The organism is Mesorhizobium sp. M5C.F.Ca.ET.164.01.1.1, assembly GCF_004792125.1.
Lineage (GTDB): Bacteria > Pseudomonadota > Alphaproteobacteria > Rhizobiales > Rhizobiaceae > Mesorhizobium > Mesorhizobium wenxiniae.
In genome coordinates this window covers 2,501,270-2,519,332 of the sequence record NZ_SRTG01000001.1, presented here as the reverse complement: position 1 = coordinate 2,519,332, position 18,063 = coordinate 2,501,270, and the positions used below count along the sequence as shown (strand labels likewise).

Annotated in this window: 14 protein-coding genes and 2 pseudogenes; 8 read left to right on the top strand and 8 right to left on the bottom strand. The window is 62.5% G+C overall.

The window, feature by feature from the left end; all coding sequences use genetic code 11:
• Positions 1-387: 387 nt before the first annotated feature.
• Together EN807_RS12465 and EN807_RS12460 are read right to left on the bottom strand one after the other, a co-directional pair.
• Positions 388-1,570: pseudogene (locus tag EN807_RS12465) on the bottom strand (IS91 family transposase).
• 16 nt (positions 1,571-1,586) lie between these two features.
• Positions 1,587-2,324, bottom strand: a complete 738-nt coding sequence (locus EN807_RS12460) for a tyrosine-type recombinase/integrase (protein ID WP_135935132.1) — start codon at positions 2,322-2,324, stop codon at positions 1,587-1,589.
• 498 nt (positions 2,325-2,822) lie between these two features.
• Between EN807_RS12460 and EN807_RS12455 the strand changes: the two genes are divergently transcribed.
• Positions 2,823-3,176 (top strand): AlpA family phage regulatory protein, encoded by a 354-nt coding sequence (locus EN807_RS12455; protein WP_245485968.1) that lies wholly within the window; start codon positions 2,823-2,825, stop codon positions 3,174-3,176.
• Here the strand turns inward: EN807_RS12455 and EN807_RS12450 are convergent.
• The 5 genes from EN807_RS12450 to EN807_RS12430 form a co-directional block, all read right to left on the bottom strand.
• Positions 3,157-4,410, bottom strand: coding sequence for a site-specific integrase (locus EN807_RS12450; RefSeq protein WP_127211327.1), 1,254 nt, complete (start codon positions 4,408-4,410; stop codon positions 3,157-3,159). The genes EN807_RS12455 and EN807_RS12450 overlap by 20 nt on opposite strands.
• Positions 4,411-4,726: 316 nt before the next feature.
• A complete protein-coding gene (gene guaA / locus EN807_RS12445) occupies positions 4,727-6,289 on the bottom strand; it encodes a glutamine-hydrolyzing GMP synthase (RefSeq protein WP_135935131.1) in 1,563 nt (520 codons plus the stop codon).
• Positions 6,290-6,344: 55 nt separating this feature from the next.
• Positions 6,345-7,010, bottom strand: coding sequence for a 5'-methylthioadenosine/S-adenosylhomocysteine nucleosidase (locus EN807_RS12440; RefSeq protein WP_135935848.1), 666 nt, complete (start codon positions 7,008-7,010; stop codon positions 6,345-6,347).
• 4 nt (positions 7,011-7,014) lie between these two features.
• The gene (locus tag EN807_RS12435; protein WP_029348345.1) at positions 7,015-7,473 is read right to left on the bottom strand and encodes a PaaI family thioesterase; all 459 of its coding nucleotides are present in this window, start codon (positions 7,471-7,473) and stop codon (positions 7,015-7,017) included.
• A gap of 98 nt (positions 7,474-7,571) precedes the next feature.
• Positions 7,572-8,861, bottom strand: a complete 1,290-nt coding sequence (locus EN807_RS12430; protein ID WP_135935130.1) for an RsmB/NOP family class I SAM-dependent RNA methyltransferase — start codon at positions 8,859-8,861, stop codon at positions 7,572-7,574.
• A 329-nt stretch (positions 8,862-9,190) separates the two neighbouring features.
• On the opposite strand from EN807_RS12430, the gene EN807_RS12425 reads away from it, so the two are divergent.
• Entirely contained in the window at positions 9,191-9,868 is a 678-nt protein-coding gene (locus tag EN807_RS12425; RefSeq protein ID WP_135935129.1) for an aquaporin, read from the top strand.
• A gap of 77 nt (positions 9,869-9,945) precedes the next feature.
• Here EN807_RS12425 and katG read toward each other — a convergent pair whose 3' ends face one another.
• A complete protein-coding gene (gene katG, locus EN807_RS12420; protein ID WP_135935128.1) occupies positions 9,946-12,141 on the bottom strand; it encodes a catalase/peroxidase HPI in 2,196 nt (731 codons plus the stop codon).
• 127 nt (positions 12,142-12,268) lie between these two features.
• Between katG and EN807_RS12415 the strand changes: the two genes are divergently transcribed.
• From EN807_RS12415 to EN807_RS37630, 6 genes and pseudogenes are all read left to right on the top strand, one after another.
• Positions 12,269-13,177 carry a hydrogen peroxide-inducible genes activator gene (locus EN807_RS12415; RefSeq protein WP_135935127.1) on the top strand — a complete coding sequence of 303 codons (909 nt, stop codon included), beginning with the start codon at positions 12,269-12,271 and terminating at the stop codon, positions 13,175-13,177.
• A gap of 334 nt (positions 13,178-13,511) precedes the next feature.
• Positions 13,512-14,642, top strand: coding sequence for a TRAP transporter substrate-binding protein (locus EN807_RS12410; RefSeq protein ID WP_135935126.1), 1,131 nt, complete (start codon positions 13,512-13,514; stop codon positions 14,640-14,642).
• Positions 14,643-14,712: 70 nt separating this feature from the next.
• A complete protein-coding gene (locus EN807_RS12405) occupies positions 14,713-15,360 on the top strand; it encodes a TRAP transporter small permease subunit (protein WP_135935125.1) in 648 nt (215 codons plus the stop codon).
• Positions 15,357-16,778 (top strand): TRAP transporter large permease subunit, encoded by a 1,422-nt coding sequence (locus EN807_RS12400; protein ID WP_135935124.1) that lies wholly within the window; start codon positions 15,357-15,359, stop codon positions 16,776-16,778. Before EN807_RS12405 ends, EN807_RS12400 begins: the two co-directional genes overlap by 4 nt.
• A gap of 397 nt (positions 16,779-17,175) precedes the next feature.
• Positions 17,176-17,700 (top strand): hypothetical protein, encoded by a 525-nt coding sequence (locus tag EN807_RS12395; protein WP_135935123.1) that lies wholly within the window; start codon positions 17,176-17,178, stop codon positions 17,698-17,700.
• Positions 17,701-17,824: 124 nt separating this feature from the next.
• Positions 17,825-18,061, top strand: a pseudogene (locus tag EN807_RS37630) (LysR substrate-binding domain-containing protein); the annotation flags it as partial.
• Positions 18,062-18,063 lie beyond the last annotated feature (2 nt).

The window sequence follows — 18,063 nt, the reverse complement described above, 5'->3', positions numbered from 1 at the left end:
TGGAAATGGGCGCGACCGCGACCTTCAGCATGGCCACCCGCGACGTCTGCTTCCGGGCGAGGCAAAGTTTGTCTCTATGGCCGATATGCTGAAGGGTTTCGGGTGCCGTCAGGCGTACGAAAGTCTCTCATGCAGGAACCCGCGGGCCGCAGACGATTGCCTATGGGGATTTGTGCCTCGGGATGTGCCAGCGCCTGTCGCGGACTTCCGCATATGACGTGCCTGGGAGGTCGTGGAAGAAGCTTCCGGGCCAGGTCGCAGAACCTGGAGCGTTGATTCCGGCGGGATTGATGCGCGTGATGACCGGCTTCACGGCAACGTGCACATAGCGTCCCGTTGACCGGCGCCGGCGTGGCGCGGTCGTACGAGCAACTTGGTCATGCCGGGTCATGGCGCGTTCTCCCGGTTCGGCGCTCGTGAGGCAGGCGGCGCACGAGGCTGGCACCACCGTTCGAACCTCTCGATGACGACCATGCGTCCACCGCAGCAAGGGCAAGGCGGGCGGACGTCAGCCGGTCCTTCCGGAGCATCGTCTTCGGGCGGCGGAGCGACGTTCAGCAGTTCGCGCGCGAGTGCGAGGCTGGCCTTGCGGGCGGTGCCGGCAAGCAGCCCATAGTGACGGATGCGGTGGAACCCACGCGGCAGGACATGGAGCAGGAAGCGGCGGATGAACTCGTCGGCGGTAAGCGTCATGGCGCGCTGGCGCTCGACACCATCGCGGCGGTAGTCCTTGTATCGGAAGGTGACTCCCTTCTCGTCGAAGGCGATCAGGCGGCGGTTCGAGATGGCGACCCGGTGAGTGTAGCGCGATAGGTAGGCAAGCACCGCTTGGGGTCCGGCGAAGGGCGGCTTGGCATAGACCGCCCAGCGTTTGCTGCGAACAGGCTTCAGATGACGCAGGAAGGCCCGATGGTCGGCCAGGTGCGCCGCCGATCCGAAGAAGGCGAGCCGACCGGCGTCGTGGAGCGCGACCAGCCGGGTCAGGAACAGGCGGCGGAACAGCTTGCCCAGTACTCTGACTGGGAGAAGGAAGGCCGGCCGCGACGATACCCAGCGTGACCCGTCCGGCGCGATGCCGCCGCCCGGCACGATCATGTGGACATGGGGATGGTGGGTCATTGCCGAGCCCCACGTGTGGAGCACGGCGGTGATGCCTATGCGCGCGCCGAGGTGCTTGGGATCCGCCGCGATCGTCAGCATCGTCTCCGATGCCGCCTTGAATAGCAGGTCATAGACCAGCGCCTTGTTGTGGAAGGCGATGACGGCGACCTCGGCCGGCAGCGTGAACACGACGTGGAAGTATCCCACCGGCAGCAGGTCGGCTTCACGCTCGGCGAGCCATGTACGCGCGGCCGCGCCCTGGCACCTGGGACAGTGCCGGTTTGCGGCAGCTGTTATAGGCGATCCGCCATTGGCCGCAGTCCTCACAGGCTTCGACATGGCCACCCAATGCAGCGGTGCGGCAGTGTTCGATCGCCGACATGACTTTGAGCTGCTGCAGGCTCAAATGCCGGGCGTAGGCGACCCGGTATCCGGGGCCGGCAGCACGGAAGATATTGGCGACCTCCAGGTCAGCGCGCACCCGTTCAGCCGGGAGGCGGCTTGCCTTCCATCAGCGCCATCAGCCGGTCGAGCGGCCCTGCGACCGCGTGGATCGTCCGGGTCGAAACCTTGGTGTAGAGCGCGGTGGTCTCAAGCTTGCTGTGCCCGAGCAGCACCTGGATGACGCGGATGTCGACATCCTGCTCAAGTAGGTGGGTGGCGAAGCTGTGACGCAGCGTGTGCGGGCTGACGCGCTTGCGGATGCCGGCGACTTCGGCTGCTTCCTGGACCGCGCGATGCAGTTGCCGCGACGAGATCGGCGCGATGCAACTACGCCCCGGGAACAGCCACCCATGTGGAAGCATCACCCCGCGCCGCTTGCCTTCGCGCCACCACAGCCGCGGCAGTTCCAAGAGTTGCGGCGAGAGCATTGCGTTGCGGTCCCTGCGTCCCTTGCCCTGCTCGACGCGGATCAGCATGCGTGTCGAGTCGATGTCGTAGACCTTGAGGTGCGCGACCTCGGACACGCGCAGGCCCGCGCCATAGGCGACACCGAGCGCGGCCTTGTACTTGATGCCTGGCGCCGCCTCGAGCAGCCGCGCCGCTTCCTCGACGCTCAGCACATCGGGCAGCTTGCGCGGATATCGCGTGACCACCAGCGCGCGTGCCAGATCGCGCCGCTTCAGCGTCACCGTGAACAGGAACCGCAGCGCCGAAACCGCGCCGTTGATCGTCGCAGGGCCCACGCCGTTCGCGTGCTGATACAGCTGGAAGCGCCGGATGTCCTCGGGCGCCGCGGTGTCGGGCGCGCGTACCGCGCCATCTCAGAATCAGGCGCCCCTCCCGCGAAGCGGGTTCGTGCATGCGGCGCAAAGCGGCCATCCACCCGCTTCCCTCCGCCCTTTTTCGGGCGTCAAAAACGGAGCTTATGTTGCTGTGTAACAAACTGAGTAACAGGGAACGAAAAAACACAAATATTTTCGATGCGATGGCTCGGGAGTCGAAAGACGCTCTCTAGGTCGAACACTCCAGCATTTGCCGGAGGAGCACGAGACTCAAATGTCTGCGTGCCGACGGACCCTAACCCACTGACCGGAAATTTCCGACGTTCCCAAAATCAGATGCTTGAGAACCAGGCCGAGGTTCCGCTAGGGAATGCTCCCCTTTAATGAGGTCCGCCTGCTGGTCAAAGACGACGATGTGGTCGTAATTGAGAGCTATATCGGAATTGGGGCAGACGCGCGATCATTCGCTCCCAAGGAGTCTTCCCGGTCATACACATGGTCAAATGGCAGAAGCCTATTCAACCCGAAAGCTGCCAAAGCATACCAGAAGACCGGTCCCTCCCCATTTTGCCGCACATTCAGGCGCGACAAGTCGTGCGAACTGTCCGCCGGTCACAATTGCGAGAAATCGTCCCCTTATCGGACACGACCATTTATGAGATGGAACAGCGTGGCGAGTTCCCACGACGCTTCAATCTGACCCCCCGCTGTGTTGTTTGGGATCTGGCGGAGGTCGAAGCCTGGGTTCAGGCAAGGCGAAACGCATCGTCTGCCGGCGCGATCGAAATTGCCCCAGGTCCAGATGTGCGGTCGCGGAAGACGAGACCTGTCAAATCGGATCGAGGATGATCGCCGCCCCGGCAGCCGGCTGGAGTACGGGCGTGTGCTTCTTGCCCGCCGCCCATGCCTCAACCATGTCCGCCCATTCCTGCAGCATATGACGACGCTGCGGCTCATATTCAGCCTTGTTATAAACACCGCGAGAGGTACGGCTGTCTTCGTGGGCAAGGCATTTTTCGATCCAGTCGCGATTGAATCCGATCTCGTTTAGGAGTGTCGAGCCGGTCCGCCGTAGGTCGTGCACTGTAAAGGGCGCAAGCGGCAATTCTTGTTTTTTTGCGCGTTCGACAATGGCCATGGTGACCCGATTGAAGGTGGCGCGCGACATGGGTTCGTCGGCGTCATAGCGAGATGGCAGCACGTATCGCGAGTTCGCTGCGCAAGTCTTGAGCGCAATCAGGATATCGAGGGATTGGCGGGACAGGTAAACGTTATGCGGCTTTTTCCGTTTCATTCGCTCTTTGGGAATGCTCCAAACAGCATTCTCAAAATCGACCTCGTCCCACGTCGCGTCCAGCAGCTCACCCTTCCGAACCATCGTGAGCAGGATCAGCTTTAGCCCGAGCCGTATCGTCGGCAACGTTGGAACACTTTCCAACTCGTTCAGCATGATTCGGATTTCTGCGGGGGACAATGCTCGGTCTTTTGCCTCGAACGTGGCAATCGAGGCCGGTCCTACCTCGTCCGCTGGATTGGGAATCTTCTCGCCGTGCAGAATGGCATGACCATAGATCTGCTTAACAATATCCCGGACATGAATGGCTGTTGCCGGCGCGCCGCGGTCGCGCACCTTTGCGCAGAGCGCCCGCAAGTCGTCAGCTGTTATTTCTGTGAGGAGCCTTTTGTCCCAAATCGGCAAGATGTCTCGATCGAAGATGGCTTTGCGCATTGAGCGCGTGCTATCCGCCATCTTGGCCTCCTTAAACCACCCCCCGCCGGCATCGCCTAAGGTGGCCATTGCAGACAGGCGCCGCTTTTCACGCTGCTTTTCATGCGCCGGCGATTGTCCGGCTGCCACCATTTTTCGAGCTGCAATGCAGCGGTCGCGCGCCTCTGCTAGCGAGAGGCCACCCTCACCATAGCGGCCTAGCGTGACTGTCTCTCGCCGACCATTCATTCGGTAGTCGTATCGGAACGAGATCTGCCCTGCGGGGGACACCGTGGCGTACATACCGTCACGATCAGCGACCTTGTATATTTTGTCTTTTGGTTTCAGCTTCTTAAGTGCAATGTCAGTGAGCATGGCGAGGACAATCTAAGTGCGTGGCCACATATCCAGCGCCAGATTTTACCGTCATCGAATTTACCGTCAAGGCCCGACCGTATCATCGAAAATTCAACGGCTTACCTAGAGATTAGCTAACGTACTAGGAAGCAAGTTCGTGACGGCACTATCTTCAAGGGGGGATGATGAGGGAAGGGATGCCGTCACGTCTACCGCCAAATGATTCCGCTTGTGGGCGATAGTCAGCGATAGGAAAAGAGAGGAAAACAGTTAAAGTTCAACGAGTTAAATGTATGCCGCCGATAGCCACCAAATGCTGGCGAACGACCGAGCTTTATTCCCACTCGATCGTGCCGGGCGGCTTGCTCGTCACGTCGTAGACGACGCGGTTGATGCCGCGCACTTCGTTGATGATGCGGGTGGCGGCGGCACCGAGGAACGCCATGTCGTAGTGGTAGAAATCCGCCGTCATGCCGTCGACCGAGGTGACGGCGCGTAGCGCGCAGACGAATTCATAGGTGCGGCCATCGCCCATCACACCAACGGTCTGCACCGGCAGCAGCACGGCGAAGGCCTGCCAGATGGCGTCGTAGAGGCCGGCCTTGCGGATCTCGTCGAGATAGATGGCGTCGGCCTCGCGCAGGATCTCCAGCTTTTCGCGGCTGATGCCGCCCGGGCAGCGGATGGCAAGACCAGGGCCGGGAAACGGATGCCGGCCGATGAAGCTGTCGGGCAGGCCGAGTTCCTTGCCGAGCGCCCTCACCTCGTCCTTGAACAGTTCGCGCAGCGGCTCGACCAGTTGCATATTCATGCGCTCGGGCAGGCCGCCGACATTGTGGTGCGACTTGATCGTCACCGACGGGCCGCCGGTGAAGGAAACGCTTTCGATGACGTCGGGATAGAGCGTGCCCTGCGCCAGGAAATCGGCGCCGCCAAGTTTCTCGGCCTCTTCCTCGAACACCTCGATGAACAGCCCGCCGATGGTCTTGCGCTTCTTTTCCGGGTCCGACTCGCCCTCGAGCGCGCCGATAAAACGGTCGGAGGCGTCGACCAGGATGAGCGGCAGATTGTAGTGCTGGCGAAACATCTCCACCACGCCTGATGCCTCGTCCTTGCGCATCAGCCCGTGGTCGACAAGGATGCAGGTGAGCTGGTCGCCGACCGCCTCATGGATCAGCAGTGCGGCGACCGAGGAATCGACGCCGCCCGAAAGCGCACAGATGACCTTGCCCTTGCCGACCTGCTTGCGGATCGTCTCGACCGCGTGCTCGCGATAGGCGCGCATCGTCCAGTCGCCCTCGATGCCGGCGATCTTGTGGACAAAGTTTTGCAGCAGCCGGGCGCCGTCCGGCGTGTGCACCACTTCGGGGTGGAACATGATGCCGTACATCTTGCGCTCGACATTGCCGAAAATGGCGAAGGGCGAGCCTTCCGATTTTCCGAACACCTCAAATCCCTTGGGCAAGGAGATGACGCGATCGCCATGGCTCATCCACACCTGGTGGCGCTGGCCGGGCGCCCACAGGCCCTCGAACAGCGGGCTGTCCTTCTGGATCTCGACGAAGGCACGGCCGAATTCGCGATGGTCTGAGCTTTCGGCGACGCCGCCCATCTGCACGCACATGGCCATCTGGCCATAGCAGATGCCGAGCACCGGCACGCCGGCGTCGAAGACGATCTGCGGCGCGCGCGGGCTGCCGATGTCGCCGGTCGAGGCCGGGCCGCCTGACAGGATCACCGCCTTCGGACTGATGCGCTTGAACGCCGCTTCGGCCGACTGGAACGGCACGATCTCGGAAAAGACGCCGGCCTCGCGGATGCGCCTGGCGATGAGCTGCGTGAACTGGCTGCCGAAATCGACAATCAGGACGGTGTCGGGATGATTGGCTATCTTCATGGCGAGCGTTTAGAGAAAGAAACGAGTCGGCGCAATGGGTTGCGAGGTGCCTCCCTCAATCCGATTGCGCGTCTTCATGCGACGGTCCAAATTGCAGCGCGCCGGACCCGATCGCCTGTTCCAGCCGCGTGACCGCTTCCGCCAGCTTCTCGTCGATGATGTGGAGATACTCCTTCCAGTCGCCGACATGCCGGAGATCGGCAGCCCCGTCGGAAATGCCGCGCAGGCCGACGAGCGGCACGCCGAACAATTGGCAGGCTCGCAGGCAGGCGAAGGTCTCCATGTCGACCATATCCTCGGCAATCGCATCATAAGCGCTGCCGGAAATGATGGCTGCGCCGGTCGACAGCGTCGCCTCCCTAATGCCTGGAATTCTGAACGGCAGCGGCACGGTCACCGGCAGGTCGAGAAACGGCGTCGCGCCCTTCTCGAAACCCAATGGCGAGGCGTCGATGTCGCGGTAGGCGACCGAAACGGCCTGGTAGATTTCCGTCTGTTCCAGTGTCCGGCTGCCCGCCGAACCGAGCGACACGACGAGGTCCGGCAGCGCCTTTTCAGACTTCAGCCATGACAGTTCCGCGCCCAGCCTGACGCCCGCCTCGACCGGTCCAACGCCGGTCATGACAGGCGTGAACAGCCGCTGCAGATGCGGACCGTATTCGGCCTGCGCCGCCATCGCGAAGAGCACGTCCCTACCCGCAATTCTGACGGCCTTGCGCATCGGATCAGCCTTCAATGCCATCGCGACCCACCACGGTCATCATCGTTCCGGTCATGGTGGCGATCAGCTTGGCCTCGCCGTCGACGGCGAAGGCATAGGCCTGGCCGTCTGCGACGATGATGGTGCGGCCGGGCTTCGTCACCGAGCCGCGGAACAGGAAGCGTTCGCCCCGGCCCGGCGCCAGCAGATTGACCTTGAACTCAATAGTGAGCACGCCCGAATTCTCGGGCATCAGCGAGAAAGCCGCATAGCCGCAGGCCGAGTCCAGCGCCGTCGAAATGACCCCGGCATGAAGGAAGCCATGCTGCTGGGTCAGCGCCGTCGAATAGGGCATCTCGATCTCGATGATGCCGGGCGTCACCAGCGTCAGCTCGGCGCCAATGGTCGTCATGGCGTTCTGGCGCGCGAAGGACGTCCTGACGCGATCCTCATAGTCGGGGGCGGGTACGATCTTTGCTGCCATGGGCTTGTCACGCTCCTGTCAGAAAAGCTTATTGCAGAGGCAGGAGCGACAGGCAATCGCTATTGCTGCACCGCAGCAATCAGGTCCGCCGGCAAGGTTCAGCCGTCCTTGCGCAGCGCACAGACATAAAACCCATCGGTACCGCTCAGCGCCGGCGACAGCGAAATGCCGCCAGCGGCGCCGATACGCACAGCCGCCTCGTGGCCCGGAAAGCGGCTGTCCCAGAGCTGGCGGTGATCGACAGGAACAAAGCCGCGGTTACGATCTCGGAAGGCAGCGACCTGTTCGCCATTCTCCTCGTCGAACACCGAGCAGGTGATGTAGACCAGCAGCCCGCCGGGTTTGACGAAGGCTTTGGCCGCATCGAGGATCGCCGATTGCTCGCCCTTGCGTGCATCGAGCTGCTTCTGCGTCAGCCGCCATTTGGCATCGGGCCGGCGCCGCCATGTGCCGCTGCCGGTGCAGGGCGCGTCGACCAGGACGATATCCATGTGGCCCGAAAGGGTGCTGAGCTCGGCCGGCTTAGTGACGATTTGCACGTTGCGGTTTTCCGAGCGCCGGATGCGGTCGAAGATCGGCGCCAACCGCGCCTTTTCGGCATCATGGGCAAACACCTGGCCACGATTGTCCATCGCCGCCGACAGTGCCAGCGTCTTGCCGCCGGCTCCGGCGCAAAAGTCGAGGACCTGCATCCCGGCCTCCGCGCCAGTCAGCGTGGCGGCGATCTGCGACCCTTCGTCCTGAACCTCGAACCAGCCTTTCTGGAAGGCCGATTCCGCCTGCACGTTCGGGTGCCTGCCGTCGCCCGCGATCGGCGGGATGCGGATGCCGTGCGGTGCGATCCGTGCTGGCCCGGCGCCAGTCTCGGCCAGCTCGGCGAGCACCTTGCCGCGGTCGGCTCGCAGCGTGTTGACCCTGAGGTCCAGCGGTGGGCGGGTCGCTAACGCCGCACCTTCGTCGACCCAGCTGGCGCCGAAGGCCTGCTCGAAAAGCGGTTCGCACCAATCCGGAATATCAGCCCGTACCGCCGACGGCGCAGCGTCGAGCCGGCGCTCGGTGACGGCCCTCAGTTCACCATCGTTCAACAGCGGCGGCGCAAACTTGTCGCCGTCGAGCGCTTCGTTCAGCGACTGCGCCGTCTGGTTCCATTCAAGCAGCAGCGCGCCAAAACCGATGGCGCGCGGCGTATCTTCGCCCAGCAAAAAGCCGGCTGAGCGCTTCCGGCGCAGCGCGTCGTAGACGATGTTGCCGATCGCGGCGCGATCGCCGCCGCCGGCGAAGCGGTGCGACAGGCCCCAATCCTTCAGCGCATCGGCCACCGGCCGGTGCCGCCGGCCGATATCCTCCAGCACTTCGATGGCCGCTGCCAGCCGTCCGCCCAGTCGCATCTTGTTATTCCGTTACTCAGCAAATCAATTCCGGGGTCCTGCTCTATCGCATCGGCCCGAAAATCGGAATCGATTTTCGGTAAGCACGATGCGAAGATTCAGAGTCTTGAGACGCGTACTTTGTGCGTCCAAGTGGACGCACGTCGCTCTAAAGCGCGCGACAGGCGCACACAAGCGGCGGAGCGCCAGATCGAACAACTTTGTCGGCATCCAAGACTTCAACCGACGCGTTGCTTGTACTTTCAAACTTTTGAAGTTGCGGTAATCTTCCGCTGCGTGATTCGCGAAGAACTGCAAGCGGATCGGCGGGAAATTACGAGGAGAGGGCAATGAAGACTTATCTGGCGGAAGTTCTAGGCACATTTCTACTGGTGTTCATCGGCACGGCTTCGGTGGTAACGGGCGGCTTCGGCGGCGCGCTGCCACTCGGCCAGGAAGGCATCGGTCTTGCATTCGGCATCGGCCTGATTGCGGCGGCCTATGCGATCGGCCCGATCTCGGGCGCGCATCTCAACCCGGCGGTGACGCTCGGCGTGTTCCTTGCCGGCCGAATGCAGGCCAAGGACGTCATCCCCTATTGGATCGCACAGATCATCGGCGCCATCATTGCGTCGCTGGCGCTGTGGATCATCGTCTCCGGACAGGTCGGCGGCCATACCGGCGGCTTCGGCGCCAATGGCTGGGACACGACGAAATGGGCCGTCAGCTCGGCGTTCCTGTGGGAGCTGATCGGAACCTTCACCTTCGTCACGGTGATCCTCGGCGTCACCAGCGGCAGCCACACGACGGCCTTTGCCGGCCTTGTCATCGGCCTGACGCTGGCGGGACTGCATTTCGCCATCATTCCGGTGACCGGCACGTCGCTCAATCCGGCCCGCTCGATCGGCCCGGCGCTGTTTTCGGCTAGTGCCGCGATCGGCCAGCTCTGGCTGTTCATCGTCGCACCGCTGATCGGCGGCGCCATTGCCGGCGTGGTCGCCAAGACCCGCATCTTCGAGAAGGACTGACACCCTCTTGGCCAATCAAAAAAGGCGCGGGCATCGCCCGCGCCTTTTTCTTGGGAGGAAAGAACGTTTCGCTGGGATCAGGCAAGCTCAAAGCGGTCGAGGTTCATCACCTTGGTCCAGGCCGCGACGAAATCCCTGACGAATTTCTGTCCGGCATCCGCTGACCCATAGACTTCGGCAAGTCCTCGCAGCTGCGCGTGCGAGCCAAAGATCAGGTCGGCACGGGTGCCGGTCCATTTGACCTCCCTGGTCTTGCGGTCGCGGGCTTCGTACACCTCCTCGGAGCCTGCGGCCGGATCCCAGATCGTGTTCATGCTGAGCAGGTTGACGAAGAAGTCGTTGGTCAGCGTGCCCGGCCTGTCGGTGAACACTCCATGCTTCGCCTTGCCGGCGTTGGCGCCGAGCACCCGCAGGCCGCCGACGAGCACCGTCATCTCCGGCGCCGTCAGCGTCAGCAACTGCGCCCGGTCGACCAGCAGTGCTTCGATCGACATCGGCTGCTTGCCGCGGACATAATTGCGGAAGCCATCAGCGGTCGGCTCAAGCGCGGCGAAGGACTGGACGTCCGTCTGCTCCTGCGAGGCGTCCATGCGACCCGGCGTGAACGGCACCTTGACGTCTTGGCCACCGTCCTTGGCGGCCTTCTCGACCGCGGCGACGCCGCCGAGCACGATCAGGTCGGCAAGCGAGACCTTCTTGTCACCCGTCTGCGCGGCATTGAACTCGTTCTGGATGCCTTCGAGCTTCGAAAGCACCTTCGACAGTTCGGCCGGCTGGTTGACGTCCCAGTCCTTCTGCGGCGCAAGGCGGATGCGTGCGCCGTTGGCGCCGCCGCGCTTGTCGGAGCCGCGGAACGTCGAGGCCGACGCCCAGGCGGTCGAAACCAGTTCGGAAACCGACAGGCCCGACGCCCGGATCTTCGCCTTCAGCGACGCAATATCCTGCTCGCCGACCAGCTCGTGGTCGACCGCCGGGACAGGATCCTGCCAGATCAGCTCTTCCTTCGGCACCAGCGGGCCGAGATAGCGGACAATCGGGCCCATGTCGCGGTGGGTCAGCTTGAACCAGGCGCGGGCGAAGGCGTCGGCGAACTGATCCGGATTCTGGTGGAAACGCCGCGAGATCTTCTCGTAGGCGGGATCGAAGCGCAAAGCGAGGTCGGTGGTCAACATGGCTGGCGCGTGACGCTTTGACGGATTGTGCGCGTCCGGCACCGTGGCCGCGCCGGCGCCGCCCTTCGGCGTCCACTGATGGGCGCCGGCCGGGCTCTTCGTCAGTTCCCATTCGTAGTTGAACAGATTATCGAAGAAGTTGTTGCTCCACTTGGTCGGCGTCGTGGTCCAAGTGACCTCGAGCCCCGAGGTGATGGCGTCACCGGCAATGCCGGTGGCATGCTTGCTCGACCAGCCGAGGCCCTGCGCCTCGATGCCGGCGCCTTCCGGCTCCGCCCCCACCAGAGCGGCATCTCCGGCGCCATGGGTCTTGCCGAACGTGTGGCCGCCGGCGATCAGCGCCACGGTCTCTTCGTCGTTCATCGCCATGCGGCGGAAGGTCTCGCGAATATCACGTGCCGAGGCCAGTGGATCCGGCTTGCCGTTCGGCCCTTCCGGATTGACGTAGATCAGGCCCATCTGCACGGCGCCGAGTTGGCCGTGCAGCTCGCGGTCGCCCGAATAACGCTCGTCGCCGAGCCACTTGGTCTCGGAACCCCAGTCCACATCCTGCTCGGGCTCCCAGACGTCGGCGCGGCCGCCGGCAAAGCCGAACGTCTTGAAGCCCATCGATTCCAGCGCGACATTGCCGGTGAGGATCAACAGGTCGGCCCAGGAAATTTTCCTGCCGTATTTCTGCTTGACCGGCCACAAGAGCCGCCGTGCCTTGTCGAGATTGGCGTTGTCCGGCCAGCTGTTGAGCGGCGCGAACCGCTGCTGGCCGGCGCCGGCGCCGCCGCGGCCGTCGCCTATGCGATAAGTGCCCGCGCTGTGCCAGGCCATGCGGATGAACAACGGCCCGTAATGGCCAAAATCGGCCGGCCACCAGTCCTGCGAATCCGTCATCACATGATGCAGGTCCTCGATCACCGCATCGAGATCGAGGCTGTTGAACTCCTTGGCGTAGTCGAAGTCCTCGCCCATAGGGTCCGAGAGGCTCGACTGCTGGTGGAGAACGCCGAGGTCAAGCTGGTTCGGCCACCAGTCACGGTTGGTCCTGCTGGCGGATCCATGCGCGACGGGGCATTTGCCCGCGCTATTGTCGTCGTTTTTCGCGTCCATCTTTCTCTCCGATTTTGCAGGGTTTCCGGGCAGGTCTGAGCCACGCCATTCTGGAATGGTTCCAGACTAGGCCGCATTGCCGATAAAAACAAATTGCCTTTCCTGTTTGTTGCGATAGGCTTTCCTTATGATAGGTCTCACCGTCCGGCAGATGCAGTATTTCGAGGCGCTGGCACAGACGCTGCATTTCGGCCGCGCGGCGAAGCTGGCCGGCGTCAGTCAGCCGGCGCTGTCCTCGCAGATCGCGGAGATGGAGCTGCGGCTGAATTGCCGGCTGTTCGAGCGCGGCGGCAAATCGGTTCGGATGACCGACGAGGCACTGGCCATGCTGCCGCGCATCGAGCGCATTCTTGCCGATATCCGCGAGATCGAGACCACGGCCCGGCGTGGCCGCCCCGCCATGGAAGGGCGCTTCCGGCTCGGCATCATCCCGACGGTGGCGCCCTATCTCCTGCCGCATGTGCTGCCGGAGCTGAAACGGCATTTTCCGGCCTTGCAGCTCGAATTGCGCGAAGCGGTGACTGCGTCGCTGGTCGAGGACACCGCCCTGGGAAAGCTCGACGCCTTCGTCGCGGCCGTTCCCCTCGATCAGCCTTGGCTGATCACCGAGCCGCTTTTCTCCGACCGATTCTTCCTTGCCGTGCCGGCCGGCGATCCCGCATTCGCCTCGCCGCCGGTGCCGCCGGAAAGCCCGGCCTTGGAAAGGCTGATGCTGCTGGAGGAAGGCCACTGCCTGCGCGAACAGGCGCTTGCCGTCTGCGGCAGCGTGCGGCCGGTGGCAATGGCGAGCTATGGCGCAACCAGCCTGACGACGCTGCTGCAGATGGTGGCGCACGGGCTCGGCGTCACACTCATCCCGGAAATGGCCGCAGGGCCGGCCAGCGCCATGCGCGATTTGAAGATCGTGCCGTTCCAGGAACCGATGCCGCAGCGCACGATCTGCCTCGCCTGGCGGCGCAACAAGGTCCGGCACGACGAATGTCTCGAACTGGTCAAGATTATCCGCGGGCTGGATCAGGCAATGCTGGCGGCGTGAGGTGGAGGATCAGAGGGTCCGATTGACCTCAATCTCGTTTCCAAGCTGCGAGCAAGGGGCCCATGCTTCCATAAACAGGGTCCTTTCGCGGACGGCCAACACTGGGGATCGTTACGACCGCCTTGGCAGCCTGCGCCGCAGTCCTACATTCGTTATGGGAACCAGATGGAGGATACGCGCCGACTACTAAAAAGTCGGATGCGGAAACACAGTGGCGCTTGTGCCGGACCAGATGCCCGAGGTCCGATGTCACCGGCAGCGAAATTGGTTGCGTGAAGGGCGAGTTTGCATATTCTGGTTGTGGCAGAAGAGTTTACAACAGTGGGAGGAGTAAATGTCCGACAAGAAAATCTCGCGTCGCGGGTTCCTGGAAAAGTCCACCGCCATCACGGCCGGTGCGGCTGCAGCGACGACGCTCTCGGCCCCGGCCGTACTGGCGCAGGCGCCGGTGACCATCAAGATGCAGACCTCCTGGCCTGCGTCGGACATCTGGATGGATTTCGCGCGGCTATACATAGAGCGCGTCGAAAAGATGTCGGGCGGCCGGCTGAAGTTCGAGCTCCTGCCCGCGGGTGCGGTCGTGGGCGCGTTCCAGGTGCTGGATGGCGTCAATGACGGCGTCATCGACGCGGCGCATACCGTCCCCGTCTACTGGTACGGCAAGCACAAGGCCGCGTCGCTTTTCGGAACTGGCCCTGTGTTTGGCGGCAGCGCCACCACAATGCTCGCCTGGTTCCACCAGGGCGGCGGCAAGGATCTCTACCGCGAGCTGACGCAGGACATCATGGGCCTCAACGTGGTCGGCTTCTATGGCTTCCCAATGCCGGCGCAGCCGTTCGGCTGGTTCAAGAAGCCTGTCACCACCACCGCCGAACTGCAGGGATTCAAGTACCGGACGGTGGGTCTTGCCGCCGATCTCATGCAGAACCTCGGCTTTAGCGTGGCGCAGCTGCCCGGCGGTGAAATCGTGCCGGCAATGGAACGCGGGGTTATCGACGCCTTCGAATTCAACAATCCGTCATCCGACCTTCGCTTCGGTTCGCAGGACGTCGCCAAGAACTACATTTTGTCGTCCTACCATCAGGCGAGCGAGTCGTTCGAATTCCTGTTCAACAAGGACGTATTCGACGACCTCGACGACGATTTGAAGGCCATCCTCGAATATGGCGTGGAGGCGGCCAGCACCGCGACCACCGCAGTCGCCCTCGACAACTATTCGGCCGACCTGCAGAAACTGCAGACCGAGCACGGTGTCACCGTGCACCGCACCTCCAAGGAGATTCTCGACGCACAACTCCAGGCTTGGGACAAGATCATCCCGACGCTGGAGGCGGATGAGTTCATGAAGCGGGTGCTCGATAGCCAGCGCCAATGGGTCGAACGCGTTGTCTACTACGAGCTTATGAATTCAGCCGACCTGACACTGGCATACGAACATTACTTCCCCGGCAAGCTGAAGCTCTAATTCGCGCCTCCGCTTCGGCAAATCCGGCGGTCTTGCGGATCGCCGGATTGTATCTGACGGAACCCGAGACATGCTCCGTTACATTGCATTCGCCGATGAACTTTCGGCCTGGTTTGGAAAGGTGTTCGCGTGGAGCGTCGTTATCATGACGCTCGGCGTGAGCTATGAAGTTGTCGTGCGATACCTGTTCAGCGCGCCGACCGCGTGGGCATTCGACCTCAGCTACATGCTCTACGGCACTATGTTCATGATGGCCGGCGCCTACACCTTGTCGCGAGACGGGCATGTGCGCGGCGATTTCGTCTACCGTCTGTGGAGGCCGCGCGTGCAAGCGGCGGTCGAACTTGTCCTGTACTTCATCTTCTTCTTCCCAGGCGTGACGGCGTTGGTTCTGGCCGGATGGAAGTATGCCGCACGCAGCTTCCGCTATCTCGAGGTAAGCTCGAACAGTCCGGCCGGGATTCCGATCTTCCAGTTCAAGACCGTCATCGTGGCGGCAGGCATTCTGCTCTTCGTGCAGGGGATTGCTCAGGTGTTCCGCTGCGTCGTCTGTCTACGAACCGGAACATGGCCGCGCGCGGCTGAAGACGTGGAAGAGACCGAGAAGGTGCTGATGGAAGCCAAGACGCTCGATGTTCTGCATCACGGGTCGGAAGCAGTCGACCTTCCATTCCTCCACCCCGACAATGAACCCGACCGCGACGGAGAAGACAGGTGAGCGATCCTCAGGTCGCCGTCGCGATGCTGCTCATTCTGCTTCTGGCGATCTTCCTTGGCTTCCCGGTTGCGTTCACTTTGATGGCGCTCGGGGTCGCCTTTGGCTACTACGCTTATTTAAATCCGGGACGCATGTGGCGCGCCTACGAACGGGCGGTTGAGGATGGTGCCGACGCCTGGACGCTTACGGAGCATTGGATCGGCGGCTTCTTCAACAACCGCATTTTCGATCTGTTCGTGAATCAGACCTATTCAGTGATCTCGAACGACGTGCTGACCGCTATCCCGCTGTTCCTGTTCATGGGCTACATCGTCGAGCGGGCCAACATCATCGAGCGCCTTTTCGGCACCCTCTATATCGCCACCCGGCACATTCCTGGCTCCATGGCGGTCGCCGCCCTCATCACCTGTACCCTTTTCGCAACGGCTACTGGCATTGTCGGCGCGGTCGTGACACTCATGGGCCTGCTGGCGTTTCCCGCCATGCTGAAGGCGCGGTACGACGTCAGCTATGCCTCGGGAGTGATCTGCGCGGGCGGAACCCTGGGCATCCTCATTCCGCCGTCCATTCTGCTCATCGTCTATGGCGCGACGGCGGGAGTTTCGGTGGTCCGTATGTATGCTGCAGCCCTGCTTCCAGGACTGCTGCTTGCCGGCCTCTATCTGATCTATGTGGTGGCGAAGGCGATGCTGCAGCCGCAGGCGGCGCCGAAGCCGACCCGAGACGAGGTAGGGCATTATTCGGTCCTGCAAATCAGCTGGATGCTGCTGACGTCCTTCGTCCCTCTGGCGGTCCTGATCCTCGCGGTGCTCGGCGCTATTCTCTTCGGTCTCGCCACGCCTTCCGAGGCTGCCGCCGTTGGCGCGCTCGGCGGCGTGGTGCTGGCCGCCGCCTACCGGGCCCTGACGTGGCAACGCCTGAAGGAGTCCGTCTATTTGACGGCGCGCACGACCGCGATGGTGTGCTGGCTGTTCGTCGGCTCCGCGACCTTCGCCTCTGTCTTTGCCTATCTGGGAGGCCAGCAACTGATCAGCGATTTCGTCACCGGCCTCGACATGTCGCCGTTGATGTTTCTGATCGTCGCCCAGATCATCATCTTCATCCTGGGCTGGCCGCTGGAATGGACCGAGATTATCGTGATCTTCGTTCCGATCTTCCTGCCGCTGTTGGCGCATTTCGAGATCGATCCGCTGTTTTTCGGCGTGCTCGTCGCGGTCAACCTTCAGACGGCCTTTCTGTCGCCGCCCATGGCGATGTCGGCCTACTACCTCAAGGGCATTTCGCCGCCGCATGTTCAGCTTTCGGATATTTTCCGCGGAATGATGCCCTATATGCTGATCGTTATCCTGTGCATGGTCATCATCTACATCTTCCCGCAGATCGTGTACGGGCTGCCCAACCTGATCTACGGAGGCTGAGACGAGGATGCCGCGGCGAGTGGAGGACAATAGATGAATTTGAGCCGCTTCCTGGCCGTCTTGGCGTTTGTTGTCTTTCTGGGGTTTTTCGGCGTCGTAATCCGGTTCGTCCCGCATCCCGATCTAGGCGTTGCGGTCGGCATCGGCGTCCTCCTTGCGGGCTACGATCTATGGAGCCAGCTGAGGTCTCGCGCGAGGTAACAGCTGGATTGGGGCGGTCGCGGGGAAGCTGCATGGCTGCAGCGTCGATGCGGGCGAAGGGCCGAATCGTCCGCTAGGCTTGAGAAACATCAACTTCAATCAAATCCTCGTGAATCGTACCGGACGCCCGGAACCGCCGACGCGTGCCCGGCATTGATTTGCGGATGAGTCTGCGTCCAGAACAAGGAGCAGTGTTATGGCTTACCGTGATTACATCCACACGCCGGTGACGCCGCGCGACATCCGATGGGGTCTCCAGCAGGGGGCCGTTGCGGGCATTGTCGCAGGCCTCGTCTTTGCGGCGTTTGAAATGACGGCGAGTGCGTTCATGATGGGGGCGGAAGCGTTCTTCATGCCCCTGCGCATGATCGGCGCCATCGCGCTTGGACCGGAAGCTCTCGATCCCGGCTACCCGCTCTTGACGGCCAGCATCGCTGGCGTGATCGTGCATTTGATCCTGGCCATCGCCTATGGGATCGTGTTCGGGGAGATTGCCGCAATGCTGCGAGGGCGAGCAGCCTTCATTGGTCTCGGCAGCGTCTTTGGCCTCGCCTTGTGGCTCGTCAATTTCTATGTGATCGCGCCGATCGCATTCCCCTGGTTCCTGCAAGCAAGCCCGGTCGTGCAGTTCATTGCCCACACATTCTTCTTCGGTACCGTCCTCGGCTGGTACCTGTGGAAATCGCACGAGAGAAGCGGGCTCGAAGGACCGGCGGTTTAGCCTTGCCAGCCTGACGCCGTCGGATTGAAGCGGAAGAGTCAGCGGTGATCACCGGCGCTTCTGCTGGCGGCGGGCGTGCGCTTCGCACGAGAGTGCGAAGGTCGCTTTGATCGTCCGCGCCCCGACGCTGCTGCAGATGGTGGCGCACGGGCTCGGCGTCACGCTCATCCCGGGAATAGCGGCAGGGCCAGCCAGCGCCATTGCGCGATCTGGAGATCTTGCCCACTCCACGAACCGATGCCGCAGCGCGCCATCTACCTCGCCTGGCGGCGCAAGAAAGATGCGGCACGACGAATGCGTCGAACTGGCAAGAACATCCGCGCAATGGCCGAGGTGGTGTGCAATTAATCAGGTAGGGTAGAA

Coding starts and splice junctions, on each gene's coding strand:
- EN807_RS12455 (WP_245485968.1), top strand. CDS start 2,823: ATGGTCAAATGGCAGAAGCCTATTCAACCCGAAAGCTGCCAAAGCATA.
- EN807_RS12450 (WP_127211327.1), bottom strand. CDS start 4,410: ATGCTCACTGACATTGCACTTAAGAAGCTGAAACCAAAAGACAAAATA.
- guaA (WP_135935131.1), bottom strand. CDS start 6,289: ATGAAGATAGCCAATCATCCCGACACCGTCCTGATTGTCGATTTCGGC.
- EN807_RS12440 (WP_135935848.1), bottom strand. CDS start 7,010: ATGCGCAAGGCCGTCAGAATTGCGGGTAGGGACGTGCTCTTCGCGATG.
- EN807_RS12435 (WP_029348345.1), bottom strand. CDS start 7,473: ATGGCAGCAAAGATCGTACCCGCCCCCGACTATGAGGATCGCGTCAGG.
- EN807_RS12430 (WP_135935130.1), bottom strand. CDS start 8,861: ATGCGACTGGGCGGACGGCTGGCAGCGGCCATCGAAGTGCTGGAGGAT.
- EN807_RS12425 (WP_135935129.1), top strand. CDS start 9,191: ATGAAGACTTATCTGGCGGAAGTTCTAGGCACATTTCTACTGGTGTTC.
- katG (WP_135935128.1), bottom strand. CDS start 12,141: ATGGACGCGAAAAACGACGACAATAGCGCGGGCAAATGCCCCGTCGCG.
- EN807_RS12415 (WP_135935127.1), top strand. CDS start 12,269: ATGATAGGTCTCACCGTCCGGCAGATGCAGTATTTCGAGGCGCTGGCA.
- EN807_RS12410 (WP_135935126.1), top strand. CDS start 13,512: ATGTCCGACAAGAAAATCTCGCGTCGCGGGTTCCTGGAAAAGTCCACC.
- EN807_RS12405 (WP_135935125.1), top strand. CDS start 14,713: ATGCTCCGTTACATTGCATTCGCCGATGAACTTTCGGCCTGGTTTGGA.
- EN807_RS12395 (WP_135935123.1), top strand. CDS start 17,176: ATGGCTTACCGTGATTACATCCACACGCCGGTGACGCCGCGCGACATC.